The 20324-nt window shown below is 35.3% G+C and carries 24 protein-coding genes; 10 read left to right on the top strand and 14 right to left on the bottom strand.

Going from position 1 to position 20324, the window contains the following annotated elements:
- Nucleotides 1-13: 13 nt before the first annotated feature.
- The 7 genes from Q0A18_RS01910 to Q0A18_RS01880 all read right to left on the bottom strand — a co-directional run bounded on the left by Q0A18_RS01910 (nt 14) and on the right by Q0A18_RS01880 (nt 7432).
- Nucleotides 14-835 carry a flavin reductase family protein gene (locus Q0A18_RS01910; RefSeq protein WP_292008478.1) on the bottom strand — a complete coding sequence of 274 codons (822 nt, stop codon included), beginning with the start codon at nt 833-835 and terminating at the stop codon, nt 14-16.
- Nucleotides 835-2082: a fumarylacetoacetase gene (fahA, locus tag Q0A18_RS01905; RefSeq protein ID WP_292008477.1), complete on the bottom strand. Its 1248-nt coding sequence runs from the start codon at nt 2080-2082 to the stop codon at nt 835-837. Before fahA ends, Q0A18_RS01910 begins: the two co-directional genes overlap by 1 nt.
- 55 nt (nt 2083-2137) lie before the next feature.
- Complete coding sequence (locus tag Q0A18_RS01900) at nt 2138-2596, bottom strand: hypothetical protein (protein ID WP_292008476.1); 459 nt, start codon at nt 2594-2596, stop codon at nt 2138-2140.
- 63 nt (nt 2597-2659) lie between these two features.
- Nucleotides 2660-3790, bottom strand: coding sequence for a 4-hydroxyphenylpyruvate dioxygenase (gene hppD, locus Q0A18_RS01895; RefSeq protein WP_292008475.1), 1131 nt, complete (start codon nt 3788-3790; stop codon nt 2660-2662).
- A gap of 242 nt (nt 3791-4032) precedes the next feature.
- Nucleotides 4033-4830 carry a hypothetical protein gene (locus Q0A18_RS01890; RefSeq protein ID WP_292008474.1) on the bottom strand — a complete coding sequence of 266 codons (798 nt, stop codon included), beginning with the start codon at nt 4828-4830 and terminating at the stop codon, nt 4033-4035.
- Nucleotides 4831-4952: 122 nt separating this feature from the next.
- On the bottom strand, nt 4953-6227 hold the full coding sequence (locus Q0A18_RS01885) for an acetyl-CoA hydrolase/transferase C-terminal domain-containing protein (protein ID WP_292008473.1): 1275 nt from the start codon (nt 6225-6227) through the stop codon (nt 4953-4955).
- A gap of 53 nt (nt 6228-6280) precedes the next feature.
- Nucleotides 6281-7432 (bottom strand): homogentisate 1,2-dioxygenase, encoded by a 1152-nt coding sequence (locus Q0A18_RS01880; protein ID WP_292008472.1) that lies wholly within the window; start codon nt 7430-7432, stop codon nt 6281-6283.
- Nucleotides 7433-7550: 118 nt separating this feature from the next.
- On the opposite strand from Q0A18_RS01880, the gene Q0A18_RS01875 reads away from it, so the two are divergent.
- On the top strand, nt 7551-9620 hold the full coding sequence (locus Q0A18_RS01875; RefSeq protein ID WP_292008471.1) for a TonB-dependent receptor: 2070 nt from the start codon (nt 7551-7553) through the stop codon (nt 9618-9620).
- 11 nt (nt 9621-9631) lie between these two features.
- Nucleotides 9632-10075 carry a thioredoxin fold domain-containing protein gene (locus Q0A18_RS01870; RefSeq protein ID WP_292008470.1) on the top strand — a complete coding sequence of 148 codons (444 nt, stop codon included), beginning with the start codon at nt 9632-9634 and terminating at the stop codon, nt 10073-10075.
- Nucleotides 10076-10099: 24 nt separating this feature from the next.
- Here the strand turns inward: Q0A18_RS01870 and Q0A18_RS01865 are convergent, their stop codons facing one another.
- Nucleotides 10100-10465, bottom strand: coding sequence for a DUF1304 domain-containing protein (locus tag Q0A18_RS01865; protein ID WP_292008469.1), 366 nt, complete (start codon nt 10463-10465; stop codon nt 10100-10102).
- Nucleotides 10466-10530: 65 nt separating this feature from the next.
- Between Q0A18_RS01865 and Q0A18_RS01860 the strand changes: the two genes are divergently transcribed.
- From Q0A18_RS01860 to Q0A18_RS01850, 3 genes are read left to right on the top strand one after another with little or no spacing between them, the layout of a single operon-like run.
- Nucleotides 10531-11103 (top strand): Crp/Fnr family transcriptional regulator, encoded by a 573-nt coding sequence (locus Q0A18_RS01860; protein WP_292008468.1) that lies wholly within the window; start codon nt 10531-10533, stop codon nt 11101-11103.
- Between the two features lie 59 nt (nt 11104-11162).
- Nucleotides 11163-11594 carry a DoxX family membrane protein gene (locus Q0A18_RS01855; RefSeq protein ID WP_292008467.1) on the top strand — a complete coding sequence of 144 codons (432 nt, stop codon included), beginning with the start codon at nt 11163-11165 and terminating at the stop codon, nt 11592-11594.
- A 3-nt stretch (nt 11595-11597) separates the two neighbouring features.
- Nucleotides 11598-12038 (top strand): carboxymuconolactone decarboxylase family protein, encoded by a 441-nt coding sequence (locus Q0A18_RS01850; protein WP_292008466.1) that lies wholly within the window; start codon nt 11598-11600, stop codon nt 12036-12038.
- Between the two features lie 76 nt (nt 12039-12114).
- Here Q0A18_RS01850 and Q0A18_RS01845 read toward each other — a convergent pair whose 3' ends face one another.
- The 4 genes from Q0A18_RS01845 to Q0A18_RS01830 all read right to left on the bottom strand — a co-directional run bounded on the left by Q0A18_RS01845 (nt 12115) and on the right by Q0A18_RS01830 (nt 14668).
- Nucleotides 12115-12789, bottom strand: a complete 675-nt coding sequence (locus tag Q0A18_RS01845) for a type 1 glutamine amidotransferase domain-containing protein (RefSeq protein WP_292008465.1) — start codon at nt 12787-12789, stop codon at nt 12115-12117.
- Nucleotides 12790-12866: 77 nt separating this feature from the next.
- Nucleotides 12867-13157: a putative quinol monooxygenase gene (locus Q0A18_RS01840; RefSeq protein WP_292008464.1), complete on the bottom strand. Its 291-nt coding sequence runs from the start codon at nt 13155-13157 to the stop codon at nt 12867-12869.
- A gap of 12 nt (nt 13158-13169) precedes the next feature.
- Entirely contained in the window at nt 13170-14054 is an 885-nt protein-coding gene (locus Q0A18_RS01835; protein WP_292008463.1) for an NAD-dependent epimerase/dehydratase family protein, read from the bottom strand.
- Nucleotides 14054-14668 (bottom strand): NAD(P)H-dependent oxidoreductase, encoded by a 615-nt coding sequence (locus Q0A18_RS01830; RefSeq protein WP_292008462.1) that lies wholly within the window; start codon nt 14666-14668, stop codon nt 14054-14056. The genes Q0A18_RS01835 and Q0A18_RS01830 overlap by 1 nt, the downstream gene beginning before the upstream one ends.
- Before the next feature lie 106 nt (nt 14669-14774).
- Between Q0A18_RS01830 and Q0A18_RS01825 the strand changes: the two genes are divergently transcribed.
- Nucleotides 14775-15671: a LysR family transcriptional regulator gene (locus tag Q0A18_RS01825; protein ID WP_292008461.1), complete on the top strand. Its 897-nt coding sequence runs from the start codon at nt 14775-14777 to the stop codon at nt 15669-15671.
- Here the strand turns inward: Q0A18_RS01825 and Q0A18_RS01820 are convergent.
- Together Q0A18_RS01820 and Q0A18_RS01815 are read right to left on the bottom strand one after the other, a co-directional pair.
- On the bottom strand, nt 15648-16121 hold the full coding sequence (locus tag Q0A18_RS01820; RefSeq protein WP_292008460.1) for a GNAT family N-acetyltransferase: 474 nt from the start codon (nt 16119-16121) through the stop codon (nt 15648-15650). The genes Q0A18_RS01825 and Q0A18_RS01820 overlap by 24 nt on opposite strands.
- Nucleotides 16121-16555 carry a GNAT family N-acetyltransferase gene (locus Q0A18_RS01815; RefSeq protein WP_292008459.1) on the bottom strand — a complete coding sequence of 145 codons (435 nt, stop codon included), beginning with the start codon at nt 16553-16555 and terminating at the stop codon, nt 16121-16123. Before Q0A18_RS01815 ends, Q0A18_RS01820 begins: the two co-directional genes overlap by 1 nt.
- Before the next feature lie 89 nt (nt 16556-16644).
- Between Q0A18_RS01815 and Q0A18_RS01810 the strand changes: the two genes are divergently transcribed.
- The 4 genes from Q0A18_RS01810 to Q0A18_RS01795 all read left to right on the top strand — a co-directional run bounded on the left by Q0A18_RS01810 (nt 16645) and on the right by Q0A18_RS01795 (nt 20290).
- Nucleotides 16645-17520: an aldo/keto reductase gene (locus tag Q0A18_RS01810; RefSeq protein ID WP_292008458.1), complete on the top strand. Its 876-nt coding sequence runs from the start codon at nt 16645-16647 to the stop codon at nt 17518-17520.
- Between the two features lie 47 nt (nt 17521-17567).
- Nucleotides 17568-18629, top strand: coding sequence for a nitronate monooxygenase (locus Q0A18_RS01805; RefSeq protein ID WP_292008457.1), 1062 nt, complete (start codon nt 17568-17570; stop codon nt 18627-18629).
- Between the two features lie 96 nt (nt 18630-18725).
- Nucleotides 18726-18995, top strand: coding sequence for a hypothetical protein (locus Q0A18_RS01800; protein WP_292008456.1), 270 nt, complete (start codon nt 18726-18728; stop codon nt 18993-18995).
- Nucleotides 18996-19105: 110 nt separating this feature from the next.
- Nucleotides 19106-20290 carry a hypothetical protein gene (locus tag Q0A18_RS01795; protein WP_292008455.1) on the top strand — a complete coding sequence of 395 codons (1185 nt, stop codon included), beginning with the start codon at nt 19106-19108 and terminating at the stop codon, nt 20288-20290.
- Nucleotides 20291-20324: the final 34 nt, after the last annotated feature.

The raw sequence follows: 20324 nt of genomic DNA, 5'->3' as shown, positions 1-20324 counted from the left end.
TTTCACTCCTTTTTTATTTTATAAGTATTTGCCAGGCTGCTTCTATATTATTTTCCAATAAATGCTTTTGAGCATTCTGATGAATTTTTTCGTCAGAGTGGAAGTTGCTGCCGGGTAATATTTCTACGTTGGCAAGCATTCCCAAATCATTTCCTGTAAATATTTTACTGTATCTGATTGCTTCGGGAAGAAGGTCAAAGCCTATTCCTTTGGTGACAAGAGGCTTGGGTACTTCAAATAAACTATTTGTATTGTTTCTTGAATACCAGTTTCCTCCTAAACGGGCTACCATATCCAGTTTGGTCTGATCAAGAATACCGTCTTCATTTAGGTATTCTTCCCGAATATGGATCTTCTTAACTTCACAGATCACCAAAGTTCCGGCTCCTCCCTGATCTCCCAAAGATTTTGTTTCCAGAACTTCACATTCGAAGTTAACCGGACATTCTTCGATAAGTTTAGGCTTTACAAGATCAGCATCCTTCATCGTAAGTCCGGATTTAATGAATTCATTGACGCCGTTGTCATATTCTGTAGAAGACAGAGAGGTCTGCTGTACTATGGAATAATTAACCGTTCCGATCACTACTTCCGGAATTTCCAGAATATTTTCCAGCGTATGTTTGGTCGTTCCGTTTCTTACGCGTCTTGACGGTGAAAAAACGATAACAGGCGGAACCGTACTGAACATATTAAAGAAACTGAATGGAGATAAATTATAATTACCATCCTTATCGATAGTAGAAGCCAATGCAATAGGACGTGGTGAAATAGCTGTCTGCATCACTGTCTGTAGTTGTACAGGAGATATTTCCGATGGAATGAGTGTTTTCATTATTTTGCAGGTATAATTTTTCCGCTTACTTCTCCAAAACCTACTCTTATACCGTCTTTTTCAGCCCATGCTTTCATGGTAACAGTATCGTTATCCTCAATGAATTTTCTTTCTTCTCCGTTATTTAATTGTAATGGATTCTGGCCTCTCCATGTCAGTTCAAGCATAGAACCGAAAGATTTTGGATCAGTTCCTGAGATGGTTCCGCTGGCGTACATATCTCCGACTTCTATATTGCATCCGTTCACGGTATGGTGTGCCAGTTGCTGGCACATATTCCAATACATATATTTATAGTTGCTTTCACTGATCAGGTTTTGATCCCCGTTTTCCGGTTGCAGATAAACCTCCAGATTAATATCGTAGTTTTTATCTCCGTCAAATTGTAAGTAATCCAATACTTCCGGATCTTGTTTAGGAGAAAGGGTTCTAAAAGGCTCCAATGCTTCAAGGGTAACTACCCAAGGAGAAATAGATGAACCGAAATTTTTTCCTAAAAATGGTCCGAGAGGTACATATTCCCATGATTGAATATCTCTTGCAGACCAGTCGTTGAAAATTACCATTCCGAAAATAGCATCTTCAGCTTCTTTGGTAGAAATAGAATCTCCCATTTCTGTATTTTTATTAATAATAAAAGCCATTTCCAGTTCAAAATCCAGTTGTTTGGACGGACCAAATATTGGCTTTTCAGCTTCGGCAGGTTTTGTCTGTCCTTTCGGACGGTTGATTTCTGTACCTGATACAACAATTGAGGATGCTCTTCCATGATATCCTACAGGTAAATGCTTCCAGTTGGGCAGTAAAGCATTGTTTGGATCGCGGAACATTTTTCCCACGTTTGTAGCATGCTCTATACTGCTATAGAAATCCGTATAATTCGGAATATGAACAGGCATCATCATTTTCACTTTATCAAGATCATAGAAGGCTTGTTCGATCGTTTTCTGATCTTTGGAAAGAGATGAGCCCTCCTGTAATAATTCCTGAATTTTAGTACGAACTGCATTTGTAATGGGTTTTCCCAATTCAATAAATTCGTTGATGGTATAGGCTTCAAAAATATTATCATCAAGCCCTTCAATGTCTTCGAAATAACCGAGATCATACAAGGTAGCCAGATCTATGATCTGATCTCCGATCCTAGTACAGCAGCCGATATATTCTTTATTGAAAACTGCTACACCAAATGGGATATTATATATTGAAAAGTCTGATTTAGAGGAGTACTCTACAAATGATTTCATAGGATTAAAATTAAATGTGAAAAAATAAGAGCACATACCTCTTACATTTCGGGGGTTATTTTTTATTGAAAGATTCTTCGTCTATCCATCGTTCTTTCGTATTAACATCGATAAGATACAGGATATCCTTTTGCTTAGTTAAAAGCAAAGTTTTGGTAACAGGTAAGGGAACTTTTTTATTCTCAAGCATGTCTGCTCTCAAAGAAATGATATTTTTTTTTCTGATGATATCTCCTGTAAAAACATTGGAGGTGCTTTCGTTGGTTTGTTTATCATCAAAAATTTCCACATAGGTAACATCTTTTCCTTTGATAATGATAAAGTTCCTTTCTGTATGGTCATCAAAGTCTTTTATTAAGATGAATTTTTTATTGTTTACATCTACATTTTCCAGATTCTGATTAATGCCTTTTTTTTCTTCAAGTCTGTTAAGAATTTCATTAAGTGTTCCAAAATTCTGAGCTTTGGCAACTAAGCTTCCCAGTAATAAAATTCCGATGAATATTTTCTTCATGTGCAGTGTTTATAAAAAAGTTTTGCCAGAACTATTATCCTGACAAAACATATAATTTCATTTTTAAAGATTTCCTCTTCTCTCCTGTTCTCTTTCCAATGCTTCAAATAATGCTTTGAAGTTACCGGCTCCAAAGCTTTGTGCACCATGTCTTTCAATGATTTCATAGAAAAGAGTAGGGCGGTCCTCTACAGGTTTGGTAAATATCTGTAATAAATAACCTTCTTCATCACAATCAATAAGGATACCAAGATTTTGTAATTTCTTAATGTCTTCATCAATATGTCCCACTCTTTCCGGAACCATATCATAATATGCCTCTGGGGGAGGGGAAAGAAATTCCACTCCTCGTTTCTTTAATTCAGTAACTGTGTAGATGATATCTTTAGTTGCGACCGCAATATGTTGTACTCCCTCACCTTCGTAGAAGTCAAGATATTCTTCCACCTGAGATTTCTTCTTACCTTCGGCAGGTTCATTGATAGGGAATTTGGCATATCCGTTTCCGTTGGCCATTACCTTAGACATTAGTGCAGAATATTCCGTATTGATCTGTTTGTCATCAAAAGAAAGAATGTTTACAAATCCCATTACTTTCTCATACCATTCCACAGTAGGGACCATGCGGTTCCAGTCTACGTTTCCTACACAATGATCTACATAAAGCAACCCTACATCAGTAGGCTGATAATCACTTTCCCATTTTTCATAACCTGGCATGAAAGCTCCGTTGTAGTTTTTTCTTTCAATAAACATATGGACTGTTTCTCCATAAGTGTAAATTCCGGACATTCTTACTTCTCCCTGCTCATCTTTCAAAGTGACAGGTTCTAAATAAGGTTTTCCTCCTCTTTTTGTAGTTTCTTCAAAAGCTTTATAAGCGTCATCCACCCAAAGTGCCAAAATTTTTACTCCATCACCGTGTTTTTTTACATGTTCGCAGATAGGCGAATCAGACTGAAGACCGGAAGTTAAAACCAATCTTATCTTTCCTTGTTGAACAACATAGGAAGCGCGATCTCTTACTCCTGTTTCAGGTCCTGCATAAGCTACAGACTGAAATCCGAAAGCAGTTTTATAAAAATGGGCAGCCTGTTTAGCATTTCCCACATAAAACTCAATGTAATCTGTACCATTGATTGGTAGAAAATTTTCTGCTTGAGCAATTTTTTCGGCAAACGTAAGTGTTGACATATTTATCTTTTTACTTTATTTATTTGGTATGCAAAATACAAAAATCTTAGAAATATGGAAAGGTGAAAGGTAGATTCCTTCGGATTTCATATCGATAACGAGCAGGAAGAGTTTATTTAAGTATACTTAAGTGTATTTAAGTGTATTTTAAGTTTGTGATACTAAGATGTTGTTTTGTAGATTTGTATATCCAAAATGATGGAAGAGAATATTTCGAAAAACACACAACAAAAAAGCCGTAGTTACAAACTACGGCTTTTTGCTTTATCATTAAGCCTTCCCGCATTAGGATTATATATATCCCATATCTTCCATTTATTATCTATTTTTCTGATAAAGTAAGTTTGAGTGCTGAGCTGGTTAACAAAGTATTCTTCATCAGTTTCTCCTACCCTAAACAGGAGATTCCAAAATTCCTGAGATTCCAATACTTTTTTTTCAGAATCTTCCGTTATGATCTGTATATCAAAGACTTCATGATTGGATCTGTTATTTTTAGTGACCAGTTGGAAGTCCTTCTGACATAGTTCCTGACCAAAAACTGAAACTCTTTCAAGAAAAGGAGAGTCTTTGATTACCAAATCATCAAGGAGATCCAGTTTTAGGTCCGGAAAATTTTTATACAACTCAAAAGCTGCGTTGCAATAGAGATTAACTAATTCTTTGGAAAGTTCATCCTCACTTTTCAAGTCGTTTTCCTGAATACTATCTTTTACATACTGTATGTAGGAATTCAGATCTTTATGTCCCAAGAAAATACAAATTTTATCCAAAGTCTTGAGAAAGCGTAAGTCATTATGGGTTTTATCCTGATAATCATTTTCGAAAAAACGCTGTAATGTGACGTGCGATATAGTGTTTCCTATTTCAAATCTTTTACCACCCTGAAGCTCTTCTGCTTCAGACAATTCTTCTTTAATGATTTCGGAAAGTATTATATAATGACTTCTTTTCCATTTTTTTACTTTTCCTAAGACTGAGTTCTTAATCTTGGGGTGATTTGTAACTTCCTCTCTTATTAAATTGTAAATAGTTTTCAATTTCCGATTTTATAAGGATTTAATCAAAAATACTGCCAAAAAATAAGGAATTTTTTAGTTTTCTCTATCTATACTATAGATGTTATTATTTTGAATTTAAATAGTGTGTTTAATGAAAATTATTAATGTTTAAATCTTAGGAATGCAGCCTTTTCCAACATTTCTCTGTCATCAGGGTGAGCAATACTGATAAGGGCATGAGCTCTTTGTAATAAATTTTTTCCATACAAATAAGCTGTACCATATTCTGTCACTACATAGTGGATGTGACCTCTTGTCGTTACAACTCCTGCACCTTCTTTAAGGAATGGAACTATTCTGGAGACCCCTTTTTTAGTTCTCGAGGTAATGGCAATAATAGGTTTTCCTCCTTCGCTTAAAGCGGCTCCTCTCATAAAGTCCATTTGTCCTCCGATTCCGCTGTACTGCAAAGTTCCGATTGAATCTGCACAAACCTGACCCGTAAGGTCAATTTCTATTGCAGAATTGATCGCCACCATTTTTTTATTTTTCATGATGTTGATAGGGAAGTTAACATCTCCTACATCTTTGAATACGACTACAGGATTATCATCTACAAAATCATATAATCTCCTTGTTCCAAAACAGAAACTGGTGATTGTCTTATTTTCGTGATATCCTTTGTATTTATTATTAACAACTTCATTTTTGATAAGGTCTATCACACCGTCACTTAACATTTCCGTATGAACTCCTAAATCTTTATGGTTGTTCAGACACTTTAAAACTGCATCAGGGATTGTTCCGATACCCATTTGCAGGGTGGATTTATCATCGATCAGATCCGCCACATGTTTTCCTACAAGCATTTCTTCAGGCCCTACTTTGGCACCATAATCTACTGTTGGTAGTTCTTCTTCACGCCAAACCAGTTTGTCTATTTTGCTTATATGAACAGCTCCGTCTCCATGAGTTCTCGGCATTAGTGGATTTACCATTGCAATAATTATTTTAGCTGTATCTAAGGCAGCTCTTGCTACATCTACTGAGGTTCCAAGAGTACAGAAACCATGTTTATCGGGTGGAGAAACAGTAAGCAATGCTACATCAATAGGTAAGATATTTTTTCTGAACAGGATAGGAATCTCACTCAAAAATACGGGAACAAAATCTCCTCTTTCAGAGTTAACCGCATCTCTTACGGGTGAGGAAACAAATAGGGAGTTGACAAAGAATGTATCTTTATATTGAGGTTTAGCAATCTCTACATTTCCCTGCTGGGTAATGGATACCATTTCAATTCCTTCTAGTCTTGATGCCTGTCTTGCCAGTTCATCAATTAAATAATTAGGAGTACATGCACTCCCATGGAAAAAAACACGATCTCCGCTTTTTATAACGGATATAGCTTCTTCTGCACTAATGTAATTCGACATTTAAATGTTTTCTATTTTGGTTTATAAATTATTTATCTATCAGTTTGTGTATATTATTCAAGCCAGGAAGTTTTGTAAGAAGGATCTTCTACCTTCATAGCTTCTTCTGTAATTTTTAAAGGACGGAAAGGATCTACCATGACCGCATATTCTTCAGTGAATTTTTTCCCGATACTTCTTTCCATAGCACCAGGGTGAGGTCCGTGTACGATTCCTCCCGGATGAAGTGTAAAATCCATTAAATCAATATGGTTACGACTCATAAAATCTCCTTCAGTATAAAACAGTACCTCATCAGAATCAATATTGGAATGATTGTAAGGTGCAGGAATGGCCATAGGGTGGTAATCGTACATTCTTGCACAGAAAGAGCATACTACAAAATTATGAGCCTCAAAATTCTGGTGTACCGGAGGTGGTTGGTGTATCCTTCCGGTAATAGGCTCAAAGTTTTTAATATTGAATTTATATGGATAGAAATACCCGTCCCATCCTACTACATCAAACGGATGAGTCGCATAAATGAAATCCGTAATCTGGTTTTCTTTTTTTACTTTAATGAGAAATTCTCCTTTTTCATCTTTGGCTTCTACAAAGGTAGGAGCAATGATATCTCTTTCACAGAACGGTGAATGCTCTAAAAGCTGCCCGAATTCATTTCTGTATCTTTTTGGAGTATAAATGGGTGAATGGCTTTCTAAAACAAAAAATACATTGTTTTCGGATTCCAGTTCTACCTGATAAATGGTACCTCGAGGGATAATGAGATAATCGCCTACAGAAAAATCAAGATTGCCCACAAACGTTTTAAGGACTCCATTTCCTTCATGAACAAATAAAAGTTCATCACATTCTGCATTTTTATAAAAATAATCAGTAGATCTTCTTGGTTTGGCCAATCCCATTTTTAGATCATTATTCATCAAAAGGATTTTGCGGCTGTCAAGGAAATCATCTTCGGGAGTTACGTTCATCCCTTTAAACATCCTTGGTGTGACATTTTTATCTACCGCTATTTTAGGACTTACATCTTTAGGTATTCCTATAGATTTTATCTGGGTAGGGCGGTGAATGTGGTAAAGTAAGGAAGAAATACCATGGAAACCTTCGGTCCCGAAAAGTTGCTCATAATAGAACTTATCTTCCGGAGACTTGAAAATGGTATGCCTTTTTTGTGGGATATTCCCGGCGTTATTGTATCTCATTTTAACCTTTTATATTTTCTCAAATTTAATAAATTTTTAAGAATTGGGATAGCAATGTTTATCATAAAGTTTTTGATTTTAATAATAATTGTTAGATTTGTCTAACAATTTTAATTTCATGAAACGAATATTATTTTTTATCATTCTTTTATCATCTTTTTTTCAAGCACAGGAAATGGATAGTTTAAACCTGAAATCATATCAGAAAGAAAGCTCTTTAGACAGTTTGAAAAGAAATGAGGTGACAAAAGATATTGAAGATGTTGTGATTACAGGGACAATAAAACCTGTAGGCAAATCAAAAAGCCCAGTTGCTGTCGAAATTTACAGTCCGAAATTTTTCCGGAAAAACCCGACACCTAATATTTTTGAAGCTATAGCTATGGTAAATGGAGTAAAACCACAGCTGAACTGTTCGGTTTGTAATACGGGAGATATTCATATCAATGGACTGGAAGGACCTTATACAATGATTCTTATTGATGGAATGCCTATTGTAAGCTCATTGTCCACAGTGTATGGACTCAGCGGTATTCCTAATAGCCTTATTGAAAGGGTGGAAGTAGTGAAAGGTCCGGCTTCTTCTCTTTATGGTTCTGAAGCAATGGGTGGCGTTATCAATATCATTACTAAAAATACATTGACGGCTCCCAGGTTTAGCATTGATATGATGACAAATACATGGAGTGAAAATAATCTGGATCTGTCTACCAAGTTCAATGCCGGAAAAAATGCAGCTTCATTATTGAGTCTGAACTATTTCATTTTTAATGAGAGAATAGATCAAAACAAGGATAATTTTACTGATGCGGCTTTACAGAAAAGAATTTCAGTTTTTAATAAATGGAATTTTCAGAGAAAAGAAAACCGCATGGCGAGTTTTGCTTTACGGTATTTGTATGAGGACCGTTTCGGAGGCGAGATGCAATGGAATAAATCTTACAGAGGAAGTGGTGAAATTTATGGAGAAAGTATTTATACAAACAGGGTAGAAGCCTTTGGAGTATATCAATGGCCTTTAAAAGAACAGGTTATTTCACAGTTTTCATATAACTATCATGATCAGAATTCTTTTTATGGTAATAACCCTTATGAAGCCCTACAGAAAGTAGCTTTTGTGCAGACCTACTGGAATAGGAAATTAGGGAATCATGATCTGATTACGGGTTTAACTTATAAAAGAACTTTTTATGATGATAATACACCGGGGACATTATCGTCTGACGGATTGACTAATGAGACTATGAAATCTCCTATTTTAGGGGCTTTTATTCAGGATCAGTGGGAAATTGATTCTAAGAATACTCTGCTTTTAGGCTACCGTTATGATTATGATCAGATTCATCATTCGGTACATTCCCCGAGAGCAGCTTGGAAGTTTTCTCATAATCCTTATCATACAATAAGATTCAATTTTGGAACAGGGTTTAGGGTGGTGAATTTATTTACAGAGGATCATGCAGCATTAACAGGCTCGCGGGAAGTGATTATTAAAGCTGATCTGAAACCAGAACGTTCGGTGAACGGAAACTTGAATTATGTATGGAAAATTCCTGTAGGTAGCCGTTTCCTTAATCTTGATACATCTGCTTTTTATACTTATTTCAGTAATAAAATTGTGGGTGATTTTGATACTGATCCGGATAAGATCATTTATGATAATCTTCATGGTTATGGAATTTCAAGAGGGCTTTCAATGAATATGGATTTTAGCTTTACTTTTCCATTGACAGTTAACCTGGGAGTTACCTATTTAGATGTCTACCAAAAAATAGACGATGAAGATAGGAAAGTACAACAATTACATGCGCCCAAATGGAGTGGAACTTATGCATTAACTTATCAGTTTTCAGAAGGGTTGACTTTAGATTTTACCGGCCAGTTATATGGACCGATGAGGCTCCCGGTTCAGGTTAATGATTACAGACCAGACTATTCTCCTTTTTACTCTTTGGCCAATATTCAGGTTTCCAAACGTTTTGAATCCGGATTTGAGGTGTATTGCGGAATTAAGAATCTCTTCAATTTTACTCCTGAAGATCCTCTGATGAGACCATTTGATCCTTTTGATCAATATGCAGATGATCCGATCAATAACCCCAGTCATTACACTTTTGATACTGCCTATGGTTATGCTCCTATGCAGGGAATCCGGGGCTTTCTGGGTGTAAAATACAGCATAAAGTGAAAAGTTTTTTAATGTTTTTAATGTTAGTACCTTGTTTCTGTTTTTCTCAGAAGATAGAAACAGGTACTTTTTCCGGACTTGAAAGTTCGCAGGGTAAACGTCCGGTATTGATTCATTTTTATACAGATTGGTGTACGATCTGTAAAGTGGAATCATTTCATCTGAATCAGGATAAAGAGCTTGTTGAACTTATAAATGATAACTTTTACGTGATCAGTTTTGAAGCGGAGAGAACAAAAGAAAAAATCCGGTTTCAGGAAAATAATTTTTCCTATATTCCTAATGGAAGTTCCGGTGTTCATGAGATTGTACTGGCGTTATCCAGAAATAAGAAGCAACCGGTTTATCCGCTCTGGATCATTCTGGATGCAGAATTGAATCTTATTGATTATCATGAAGGCTTATGGGGACCGGAAGAAATGAAGACAAAGCTCAAAGAGCTACTGGGGCTTTGAGCTATTCTTAAGATATGATCTTAATTACTTTAAAAGTACTGCAATAATGGCTAATATAGCTGGTAATGCCTGCACAAAAAATATTTTCTTTGTAGCTGAAACTGCACCATAGATTCCTGCTACGGTAACACACCCTAAGAAGAACAGTGCAATATTATCCTGCCATTGCTGATCTTTAATGAAGAAAGACCAGATAAGACCGGCCGCAAGAAAACCGTTATACAATCCCTGATTGGCAGCAAGCCCTTTTGTAGGTTTAAACATTTCAGCAGGCAAAGCAGCTTTAAATACTTCTTTACCTTTGGTTTCCCAGGCGAACATTTCCATCCAGAGAATATAAATATGCTCTAGGGCTACTATGGCAATTAAAACTTTTGCAATTATTTCCATCCCGTATTGTTTCTTATTGTAAAACTAAAAAAATAAAATTAAGTTTGACTACTTAAAAATGTAAAATGGAAAGTTTTAGAGCCCATCTGGATAAATTTATTAAGATTAATGATGAAGAATATACTTCGATTTTATCTTTCTTTACAATTCTTCAGTTCAAAAAGAAGGAGAATCTAATGAAGGAGGGGGAAATATGTAAATCTCTATTTTTTGTGTCTGTAGGATGTCTGAGAAAGTTTTTTGTTAATGAAAAGGGGGTAGAGCAGACAACGGAATTTGCGATAGAAAATTGGTGGATGACTGATACTTTTGCATTTGAAAGACAAACAAAGTCTGATTTCAATATCCAGACAGTGGAAAAATCGGTTGTTTTGAGTATTGATCTTAAGTCTCAGGAGCTTTTGTTGCAGAAACATCCGGTAATGGAACATTATTTCAGAATGGTATATCAGAAATCTTGTGCTGCTGCAGAAAGAAGAATCCGTTATTTATATGAATTCAACCGAGAGGAACTTTATTTACAATTCAGTACACAGTTTCCATGGTTTATTCAGAGAATTCCTCAATATCTTATAGCTTCCTTTTTAGGTTTTACACCAGAATATTTAAGTGAAATAAGAGCTAAATTACGATCTTAAACCAGTTTAAGATTTTTAAGATCCATAAGTCTCAACTTTGTCTTGTTAATAAAAAGATCATGGCAAACCCAAGAGATTTAGATTTTTCTCAATTATTTTTAAGAATTGCTATTGCTGTATCTATGCTCTCTGCAGTTGCAGATAGGTTTGGGTTTTGGGGAGAAAATTCAACTTGGGGAAACTGGGCGAATTTTGAAACTTATACGAGGCAGCTGATCTTTTTCCTTCCTGAAAGTTTAGGAATTCTTTCGGCCTATACGGCAACTTTTTTGGAAATACTGTTTCCTTTGATGCTGATTATTGGATTCAAAACTAAGATGGCTGCATATGGAAGCGGATTTTTATTACTGATTTTTGCTTTATCGATGACGATCGCATTAGGAGCTAAAGCTCCGCTGGATTATTCCGTTTGGATAGGAAGTGCAGCTGCATTTTTATTGGCTGGCCAGAAAAGATATTCATTCACCATAGATCACTTAATTAAAAAATAAATTATGAGTACACGCATTAATATGGCTACTACTGAGCCTGCAGGTTACAAAGCAATGATGGGGCTGGAAGCTTATCTTCAGTCGGCTTCTTTAACTCCTATACAGAAAGAACTGATCAAAACCAGAGCGTCTCAGATCAACGGATGTGCTTTCTGTCTGGATATGCATACCAAAGATGCTTTAAAGTATGGAGAAGCGCCTCAACGACTTTTTCTTTTAAATGCATGGAAAGAAACCGATCTTTACACGGAAGAGGAGAAGGTGCTCTTGGCGATGACTGAAGAAGTTACTTTAATCCATAAGCAAGGCTTGACGGAAGAAACGTATAAAAAAGCTCAGCAGTTTTTTGATGATCATCAGATAGGACAGATTATTATGGCTATTGTTACCATTAATGCATGGAATAGAATTGCTATAAGTACACATTTGCCTGTCATGAAATAAAGGATGGACTTCAGTAAAGTAAATAAGCGTATCATTCATTGATACGCTTATTTATTATTATAAGGTATGGTAATAATTATTTTTTAAGTTCTTCCAAAATGGCTTCTCCTACTCCTTTTGCGGATTGAGGGTTTTGCCCTGTAATTACTCTCTGATCCGTTACGACATGAGTCTGCCAAAGCCCGGACTTTTCGAATTTTGCTCCTCTTGCTTTTAATTGGTCCTCTAGAAGGAATGGAACGACATGGGTAAGTTTTACTTCTGTTTCTTCTTCATTTGTAAAAGCATTGATCTTTTTGCCATCTACGAGGTATTTACCATTGTTTAACTTAATATTCACCAAACCGGCAGGACCATGGCAAACACCGGCCACAATACCTCCGTTCTCATAAATTTTTGAAGCAATGCCTGCAAGTTGTGTGTTATCTGCAAAATCCCACATGGCGCCATGACCGCCGGCATAAAAAATAGCTGCATACTGGGCCGGATCTACCTGTGAGGGCTGAAGGGAATTATCAATCTTATTTTTATATTCTTTGTTTTCCCAAAACTCTTTATTAACAGGATCTTTAAGATCAAATCCGTCTACGGGAGGAGTTCCGCCTTTAGGGCTTACAAAATCAATTTCATAACCGGCTTTATGAAGAACTTCCCATGGATGGGAAACTTCACCCAGATAATAGCCGGTACTTTCTCCTGTGTTACCTTTTTTGTCGTGGCTGGTAATTACAAATAAAATTTTATTTTTCATATGATTCGATTTTTTATTTTGTGCCTGGATAAGACTTGTGCTTAACAATGCTATCAATATAATTGCTATATTTTTCATTAGTCCAGAATGTGAGTGGTATAAATCTGAGGTTTTTCCTGTAGCTTTTCATCAATAATAGCAGTGAAAGCCTGAAGGTAGGGCTGCTGATTATGTTCATCCAATCCTTTCTGATCTTTCCAGATTTCGTAAAAGATGAATTGATTTTTATCTTCTATTCCTTGATGAAGAGTATATAATTCATTGGCTTCCTCTTTTTTTGTTTCTTTTACCATATTCTGAAGAACTTCCAAAACATCAGTTCTATATTCTTCTTTGGCTTTAATTATTGCAGTTAAATAGATTTTCATAATAATATAAAATTAAATAAAATTTTCAATTGAATTATATTGGGGGTTCCAGCCTAATTCTTTTCTCGCTTTGTCAGAATTACAAAAACTGTTCGACGCAAATCCAAAGTATCCTCCGGCAGGGCCGAACCTGTCAACAGCTTCTTCTACTTTTAGGGACTGAGGGGGTAGGAGATGATAATGCTCGCTTATTTTATGGGCCAGATCTTTTATACTCGCATACCCATTTTCGGCGTAATAAATAGATCCGGCTTTTGCCTTTTCGAGGGCCAGTATATATAGGTCAGCTAAATCTTCAATATGTAAATTCGACCAGATATTTTCACCTTTTCCAAAATAAACTCCAAAGCCTTTTTCCTTAGAAAACTTAATAAGAGAGGGTATTTGTATACTTTCTTTTTTTAATCCTAATCCCGTGCCATATACCATAGTGGGAACAATGACAATGCTTCTTATATTGTGTTGGGCTGAACGTAAAATATGCTGGTTGATTAATACTCTTGAAACCATTTCTAACCTGGGTTGTAAAGGAATATCCTCTGTAAATACAAAGTCTTTCTTCTCGCCATTTTCTTTTCCCCCAAAAATAGCTGATCCGGAAGTGAAAATAAAAGTTTTTCCACTCCCTTGTAATGTATTAATAATGTTATCTACAGAATAAGCGTCATCAGCAGAATCTGCGGTGTGAATAATAGCGTCGGTTTCCGCAATAGCGGATCTTATGATATTCTCGTTGTGTATATCTCCTTTTATACAATGCATTCCCATTGATGTCAGTACCTCAATATCAGTATCTTTTCGGACTAATCCGTAGACCTGATAATTTTTAGCTAAAAGTTTTACGGCAATACTTCCTCCTATATAACCGGTAACTCCTGTGATAAAAATTTTTTTCATTATACTGATTGAGAGGTTAATTCTTTTTTAAATATGTTGAGTACATGTTCTTTGTACAGTTTCATATCTCTTTGCACATTGGGATTCTTTTCCACGTCATGAAAATGGAATCCGTCTAATCTTTCTAAAGAAAGGAATGCATTCATTCTATGGAATCCAAATAGTGGTCCGTTATCTACGCTGGTTTCATTAAAAAACTCTCCCGGAAGTGTAAAAGCAGTTGCCGGAGCATTCCAGGTAGTGGTTACCATATATTTTCTGCCATTAAGTGTTCCTCCGGTACCATAGTTAATGGCAGGGTTTTTAGAGCTTCTACCGTCACTTTTATACAAACCTTTGTTATGTCCGGCAGTAAACACTTCATCCAGATATTTTTTAAATCCGAATGGAACCTGAAACCACCAGATAGGTGTATGATAAATAATATAATCAGCCCAAACGAATTTCTGAACTTCTTCATCTTTATCATATCCTTCTTCAATATGGGTTACCTGAACTTCTATGTTGCTAAAAGCTTTTAAAGCTTCCACTGTACTTTCTGTAACTGTTTTATTATATCTTCCTCCCGAATGCCCGAAGTTTTGTCCGGCATTTATTATTAATACTTTTTTCATTGTTTTTATGAATGTTTATATTTACTATGCAAAATTAGTAGAGAATATTGTATAATAAAAATAATATAAATTATATCTTTGTATTATAATTATAATAACTGATGTAATGGTTAATCTGGAATGGTACCGAACCTTTAAAGCCATCTATAAAACAGGAACCCTAACGGGAGCTGCTGAGTCATTATTCATTTCCCAGCCCGGAGTAAGCCTTCATTTAAGCTCGCTGGAAGCTTATGTTGGGTATAAATTATTTGACAGGACCGGAAGGAAAATGCATCCTACGGAACGGGGTAAAGTTTTATTTAATGCAATTTCTGAATCCTTATCTAAGCTGGAAGAAGTGGAGAAAAACTTTCAGAAATCTACGGAGAAAAGTACACCAACGATTAGTGTAGGAATGTGTTTTGAAACTTTTCAGACGACTTTGGAGCAATATGTTTCAAGTCTTCCCTTCAATCTGATTATCTGTTTTGGAGAATATCCGGAAATGCTGGATCAGCTTGACAAAGGAATTCTGGATTTGATTATTACTCCTAAAAAAGGCTCTTCTCCGAATATAGAACATGAAGCATTTTCTTCCGAGCAGATTATTCTTGTTGGCGGAAATAAAGTGAATATCAAAAGCTTTCAAAATACATTAGAATCCGGTGATAGTGAAAAAATAGAAGATTGGCTGAAACAGGAAAAATGGTACGGAACCACAGGAGATATGGAGCACCTTTTTCAGTTCTGGACTTTGAATTTCGGACATAAACCTGATTTCAGACCTAATTATATTGTTCCCAATCTAAATTCTATTATTCGCTGTCTGAAAGGTGGAACCGGACTGGCGGTGATTCCGGATTTTCTATGTAAAAATGAGATAGATAATAAAGAAATCAGCCTTATCTGGAAAGGAGAACGAAAATTAGAAAACACTCTTTATTTCGGATGTCGTAAAAATACGAGTTATCCTAACGAAATTGCTCATATTAAAAGTTTATTCAGAAAGGTTATGAAGTAAATATTCAAGTATGATCATATCCCGCATCTGCATTCCGTTTTCATAAATAGGCACAGGATAGTTCTTAATGAAAAAGTCTTTGCGGATTTCTTTTTTTATAAAACCATTCTTTTCATAGAATCTTATCTGGTCATATCCAGTATCGGAAGTTCCTACAATGAGAGAAGCGAAATGATCTTTAACGGCAATTTCTTTGGCTTTGTTGATAAGGATCTTTCCAATTCCCTGATTTCGAAAGGAGGGAATTACAGCAATATTTTTGATTTCCAGTTGCTGGGCGCTATTTTTATATAATGCCATAACGGCAATTTCCTTTTGATGATCTTTCAGGACATATATTTCAGAACTGAAAATATATTTATCAATTGCTTCTACGGTTTCATCAGCTAACAAAAGCAGAGGATAAGGAATTTCCTCACTGCTGATTTGGGTAAATATATAATTTGCCATTATAAACTCATATGAATGATAGGATAATCTTTTCCTGAACTGTCTTTTGCTGATCTCCCAATGGTGTGGAAGCCCATTTTTTCATAAAAACCTATTGCTTGAGGATTTTGTTCATTCACATCTACTTTGGTGAATTGCGTTTTTTTCCTCATGAATTCACACAATTTTTTTCCGTAACCTTTTCCCCTTGCATCATTATGGATGAAAAGCATTTCCAGGGTATCTTCAGCCACAGAAGCAAAACCGTTGGCAATTCCATCTTCAACGATGATATATACTTCAAGATTAGGAAGATAATCTCTTGGGATTACTTCCTTGAAATAGTTAAAATCTTCTTCTGATAAAAAATCATAAGTTGCTTTTACAGCAGATGTCCATATTTCCATGATTCTGTGATAATCTTTTGGCTCTGCTGGAATAATTTGATAAGACATGTCTTTAATTTATGCAAAAATAAACTAATAAGAGTTGCTATCAATTTAAGTTTTTATCGCAAATTTGTTAGAATAAAAAATAAGGAATTATGAAACAAAAAACATATTCAGGACAGCCTGTCGTACAGCTAAATAACGGAATAGACATTCCTGCTTTAGGATTTGGAGTATGGCAGATTGAGGATCTTCAGCTTTGTGAGGCTACTGTAATTAAAGCCATCGAAACCGGATACAGAATGATAGATACAGCTTCTATTTACCTTAATGAAACAGCTGTAGGAAAGGCTATTCAAAATAGTGGTGTTAACAGAGACGATTTGTTTATTACTTCAAAACTTTGGGTTCAGGACATAGCTTATGACAAGGCTAAAGGAGCATTTCAGCGAAGTCTGGACAGGTTGCAGCTGGATTATTTGGATATGTACCTGATACACTGGCCATATAATGATTTTCCGGGAGCTTGGAAAGCAATGGAGGAACTATACCATGAAGGAAAGATTAAAGCAATTGGAGTTTGCAATTTTCCGGTGGAAAAGCTGGATGAATTAATATCTCATTCCGAAACAATTCCTGCTGTTAACCAGATTGAATTGCATCCTGTCTTTCAGCAAAAGGAATTACAGGAATATGACAGAAAGAATAATATTATTACACAGCCCTGGAGCCCTTTAGGAAATGGAAATGCTGAACTTTTAAATAATGAAAATCTGAAAAAGATTGCAGAGAAGTATCATAAAACAGTAGCACAGGTTATTTTGAGATGGCATTTACAGGAAGGCTTCGTTGTGATTCCAAAATCTGTTACTCCATCAAGAATAGAAGAGAATTTTAATGTTTTCGATTTTGAATTATCAGGAGAGGAAATGAATGTAATCCGTTCTTTGGATACAGGTAAAAGATTATTCTTTGATCCTAAAGATTCGGAATGGGAAAAGAAAATGTTAAATTCTATTGCTGATATTTAATTATAAAAATCATAAGGGATAAGTATTTATTTTTACTAAAAAAACATATGATCTGGTCTCAAACGATAACTCAATTACTAGAAATACAATATCCGGTTATTCAGGCTCCGATGTTTGGAGTAAGCACTCCGGAGATGGTTGCAGCTGCCACTAAAGCTGGTTGCCTGGGATCTCTGGCATTAGCTGATCTCTCAGCCGGTCAATCCAGAGAATTAATCAGAAAAACAAAATTACTTACCGATCAGCCGTTTGCGGTTAATATTTTTGTCCATTCCATTCCTGAGATCACCGATTCTTTGAAAGTTCAATATGCTAAATCTAAAAAATTTATTGAAGAACTGGCCAAAGAACAAGGGATTGAGGTAGAACTGTCCTCCCTTGAAGATCTTAAAGTGAATGGATACCATGAGCAGCTTAAGGTAATTATTGAAGAAGGATGCAGGATTTTGAGTTTTACATTTGGGAATCTTGATGAGGAAAGTATTCAAAAACTAAAGGAGAATAATATAATTCTTATAGGAACCTGTAATTCGGTGGAAGAAGCCTTGATTCTGGAAAAATCAGGTATTGATATGATCTGTGTTCAGGGAATTGAAGCCGGAGGTCACAGAGGAACTTTTGAAACAGATCATATACCGCAGATTGGAGGTTTGTCACTTTTATCCCAGGTTTATGATAAGGTGAAGATACCTTTGATTTATGCGGGAGGAATTTATAATGCAAATACTTTAAAAGCTGCCAATGATTTGGGAGCACAAGGATTTCAGGTAGGAAGCATGCTGTTGGCTGCTCATGAGAGTGCTTTACAGCCTTTTGAAAAAGAAGAGCTCCAGAAAGTAAAAGAATCTGATATTATCTTAACACGGAGCTTTTCCGGGCGGTATGCGAGAGGAATCCGAAATAAATTTATGGATGTCCTGGATAAAACAGAATGTATTTTGCCCTATCCTTATCAGAATAAATTGACGGATGAACTCAGGAAAGTGGCTAAATCTATGAAAAACCCGGATTTCGTGAATATCTGGGTAGGACAGTCTATTCAGGAATATAGTGAATTATCTGTAACGGATATTTTGAATAAATTCATTTATGAATGTGAAAATATTTAATAAAATTGTTTATTTTTGATATATATTATTAGTTATTGGTTGTAGTTTGATGATAGATGGGGTGATAGGCCTATTCTATTTGGAAACCGTTACATAATGAATACAAATATTGAAAAAATGAACAACAGAACGAAATATTCAGAATTAAGCGATGAAGACTTATTAAAAGACGAAAAACGATTTAAGAGCCTTTTGGGTGCCCAGATTACTTTAATCCTGTTATTACTTATTATCTCAGTGCTTATAACAATAAGAAACGGATTTGGTATTTTTTCGCTTTCACCTATTTTTTTCATTTTATTTATGATTCCTATGCTTATAAGCCTTAAAGGAATCAAAGAGGAAAGAAAAGCAAGAAATATATAAATATGAAAAAGAACTCTGACAGGCAGAGTTCTTTTTTTGATACAGTGGGTTTAAAGACAAAATAGCATTATATTTATTCATTATTAGGTAATGATTATATTGCTTGTTTTATGATGAATCCCCGAAATATAAAAATACTGTTATTTCTGATCATTGGAATAGTATGTGCATTAGCTTTTCTGGATCGATGTACCACAGTTAATATTACTACTTCTGATCTTTTCAGGCCTAAATCTTATCAGTATTTTAAAGAACTGACCCAAAGTCCGGAATCTCAAAATTATGAGATAGTAAAAGCACAGGGAAGTTTTCCTATTCTTTACGATAGTATTAAAAATGAATTTTATTTGAAAAACTTTAAGGGTTTAACAAAATATGATTCCTCAGGAAATATTATCATTTCCAATGACTTGAGAAATGAAAAGTTTACATCTGCCTTTGATTTTGCCAATTTTATCCCCTATGTGTTTACGGATAAGGGTGTGTATGACTTTTCCGGAAAGAAGCTCATCTATATTGCTTTTTCGAAAATTTTGAATGCTCAGGATGAAATGACAGAGGAAAATTTTGTATCTGAATTTAGAAAACAATATCATGGTGCTGAGCTGGTTTTTTATGATAGGGAGCGGAATGGTGATGATGATCAGCGAGGTTTTCCCATCTATTTCAGAATTAAAGATCAGTGGATATTGCTGTTTTCAAAGAAAGAAGATTTTACTCTTAAGAGTCTGAGTGGCGGGGAGATGGAAAGTGATACCATCGGACAGATTGATTTTAAAAATAATCCTGCGAAACTTTCAGATAAACGACTGACTTTGTTGAAAGATTATAAAAATGGTTTCTATTCTTCCCAAACAAATGGAGAAAGAATAGACGATCGTTATTTGGATAGGTATTATACTCTGATTTTAAAAGAACGGAAATTGGATTATCAGACGGATACTGAGGTAGAGATGCTATCACGTAAGAAAGAGGACTATTTTTTTACCGGAAGTATTCTGGATTTGCCGGATTGGGTAGCTCCCTCTTTCATTAATACAGGATACTTTAAACTTTCTTATCGTCAGGAAAATATATATTTCAAAGCTAAAGCAGTTAAGTATTTTGATGATATGAAATGTGAGAATAATCTGTTTTTGTATGAACTACCTAAAAAATTCAAAAAGAATTCTGATATTGGATTTTTGGATTATGGACTGAATTTAGGCGGCTATAGGAATAATGAAACCGGTGAGGTAGATCCTCTTATCAAAAATACAGGATTATATGTAATACGTAAAAAAAGGGTTAAATAAAAAGACTTTCAAATATTTGAAAGTCTTTTTATTT

The sequence above is a fragment of the Chryseobacterium sp. genome (assembly GCF_022712095.1).
In the GTDB taxonomy this organism is placed as follows: Bacteria; Bacteroidota; Bacteroidia; order Flavobacteriales; family Weeksellaceae; genus Chryseobacterium.
This window is presented reverse-complemented; position numbering and strand designations above follow the sequence as displayed.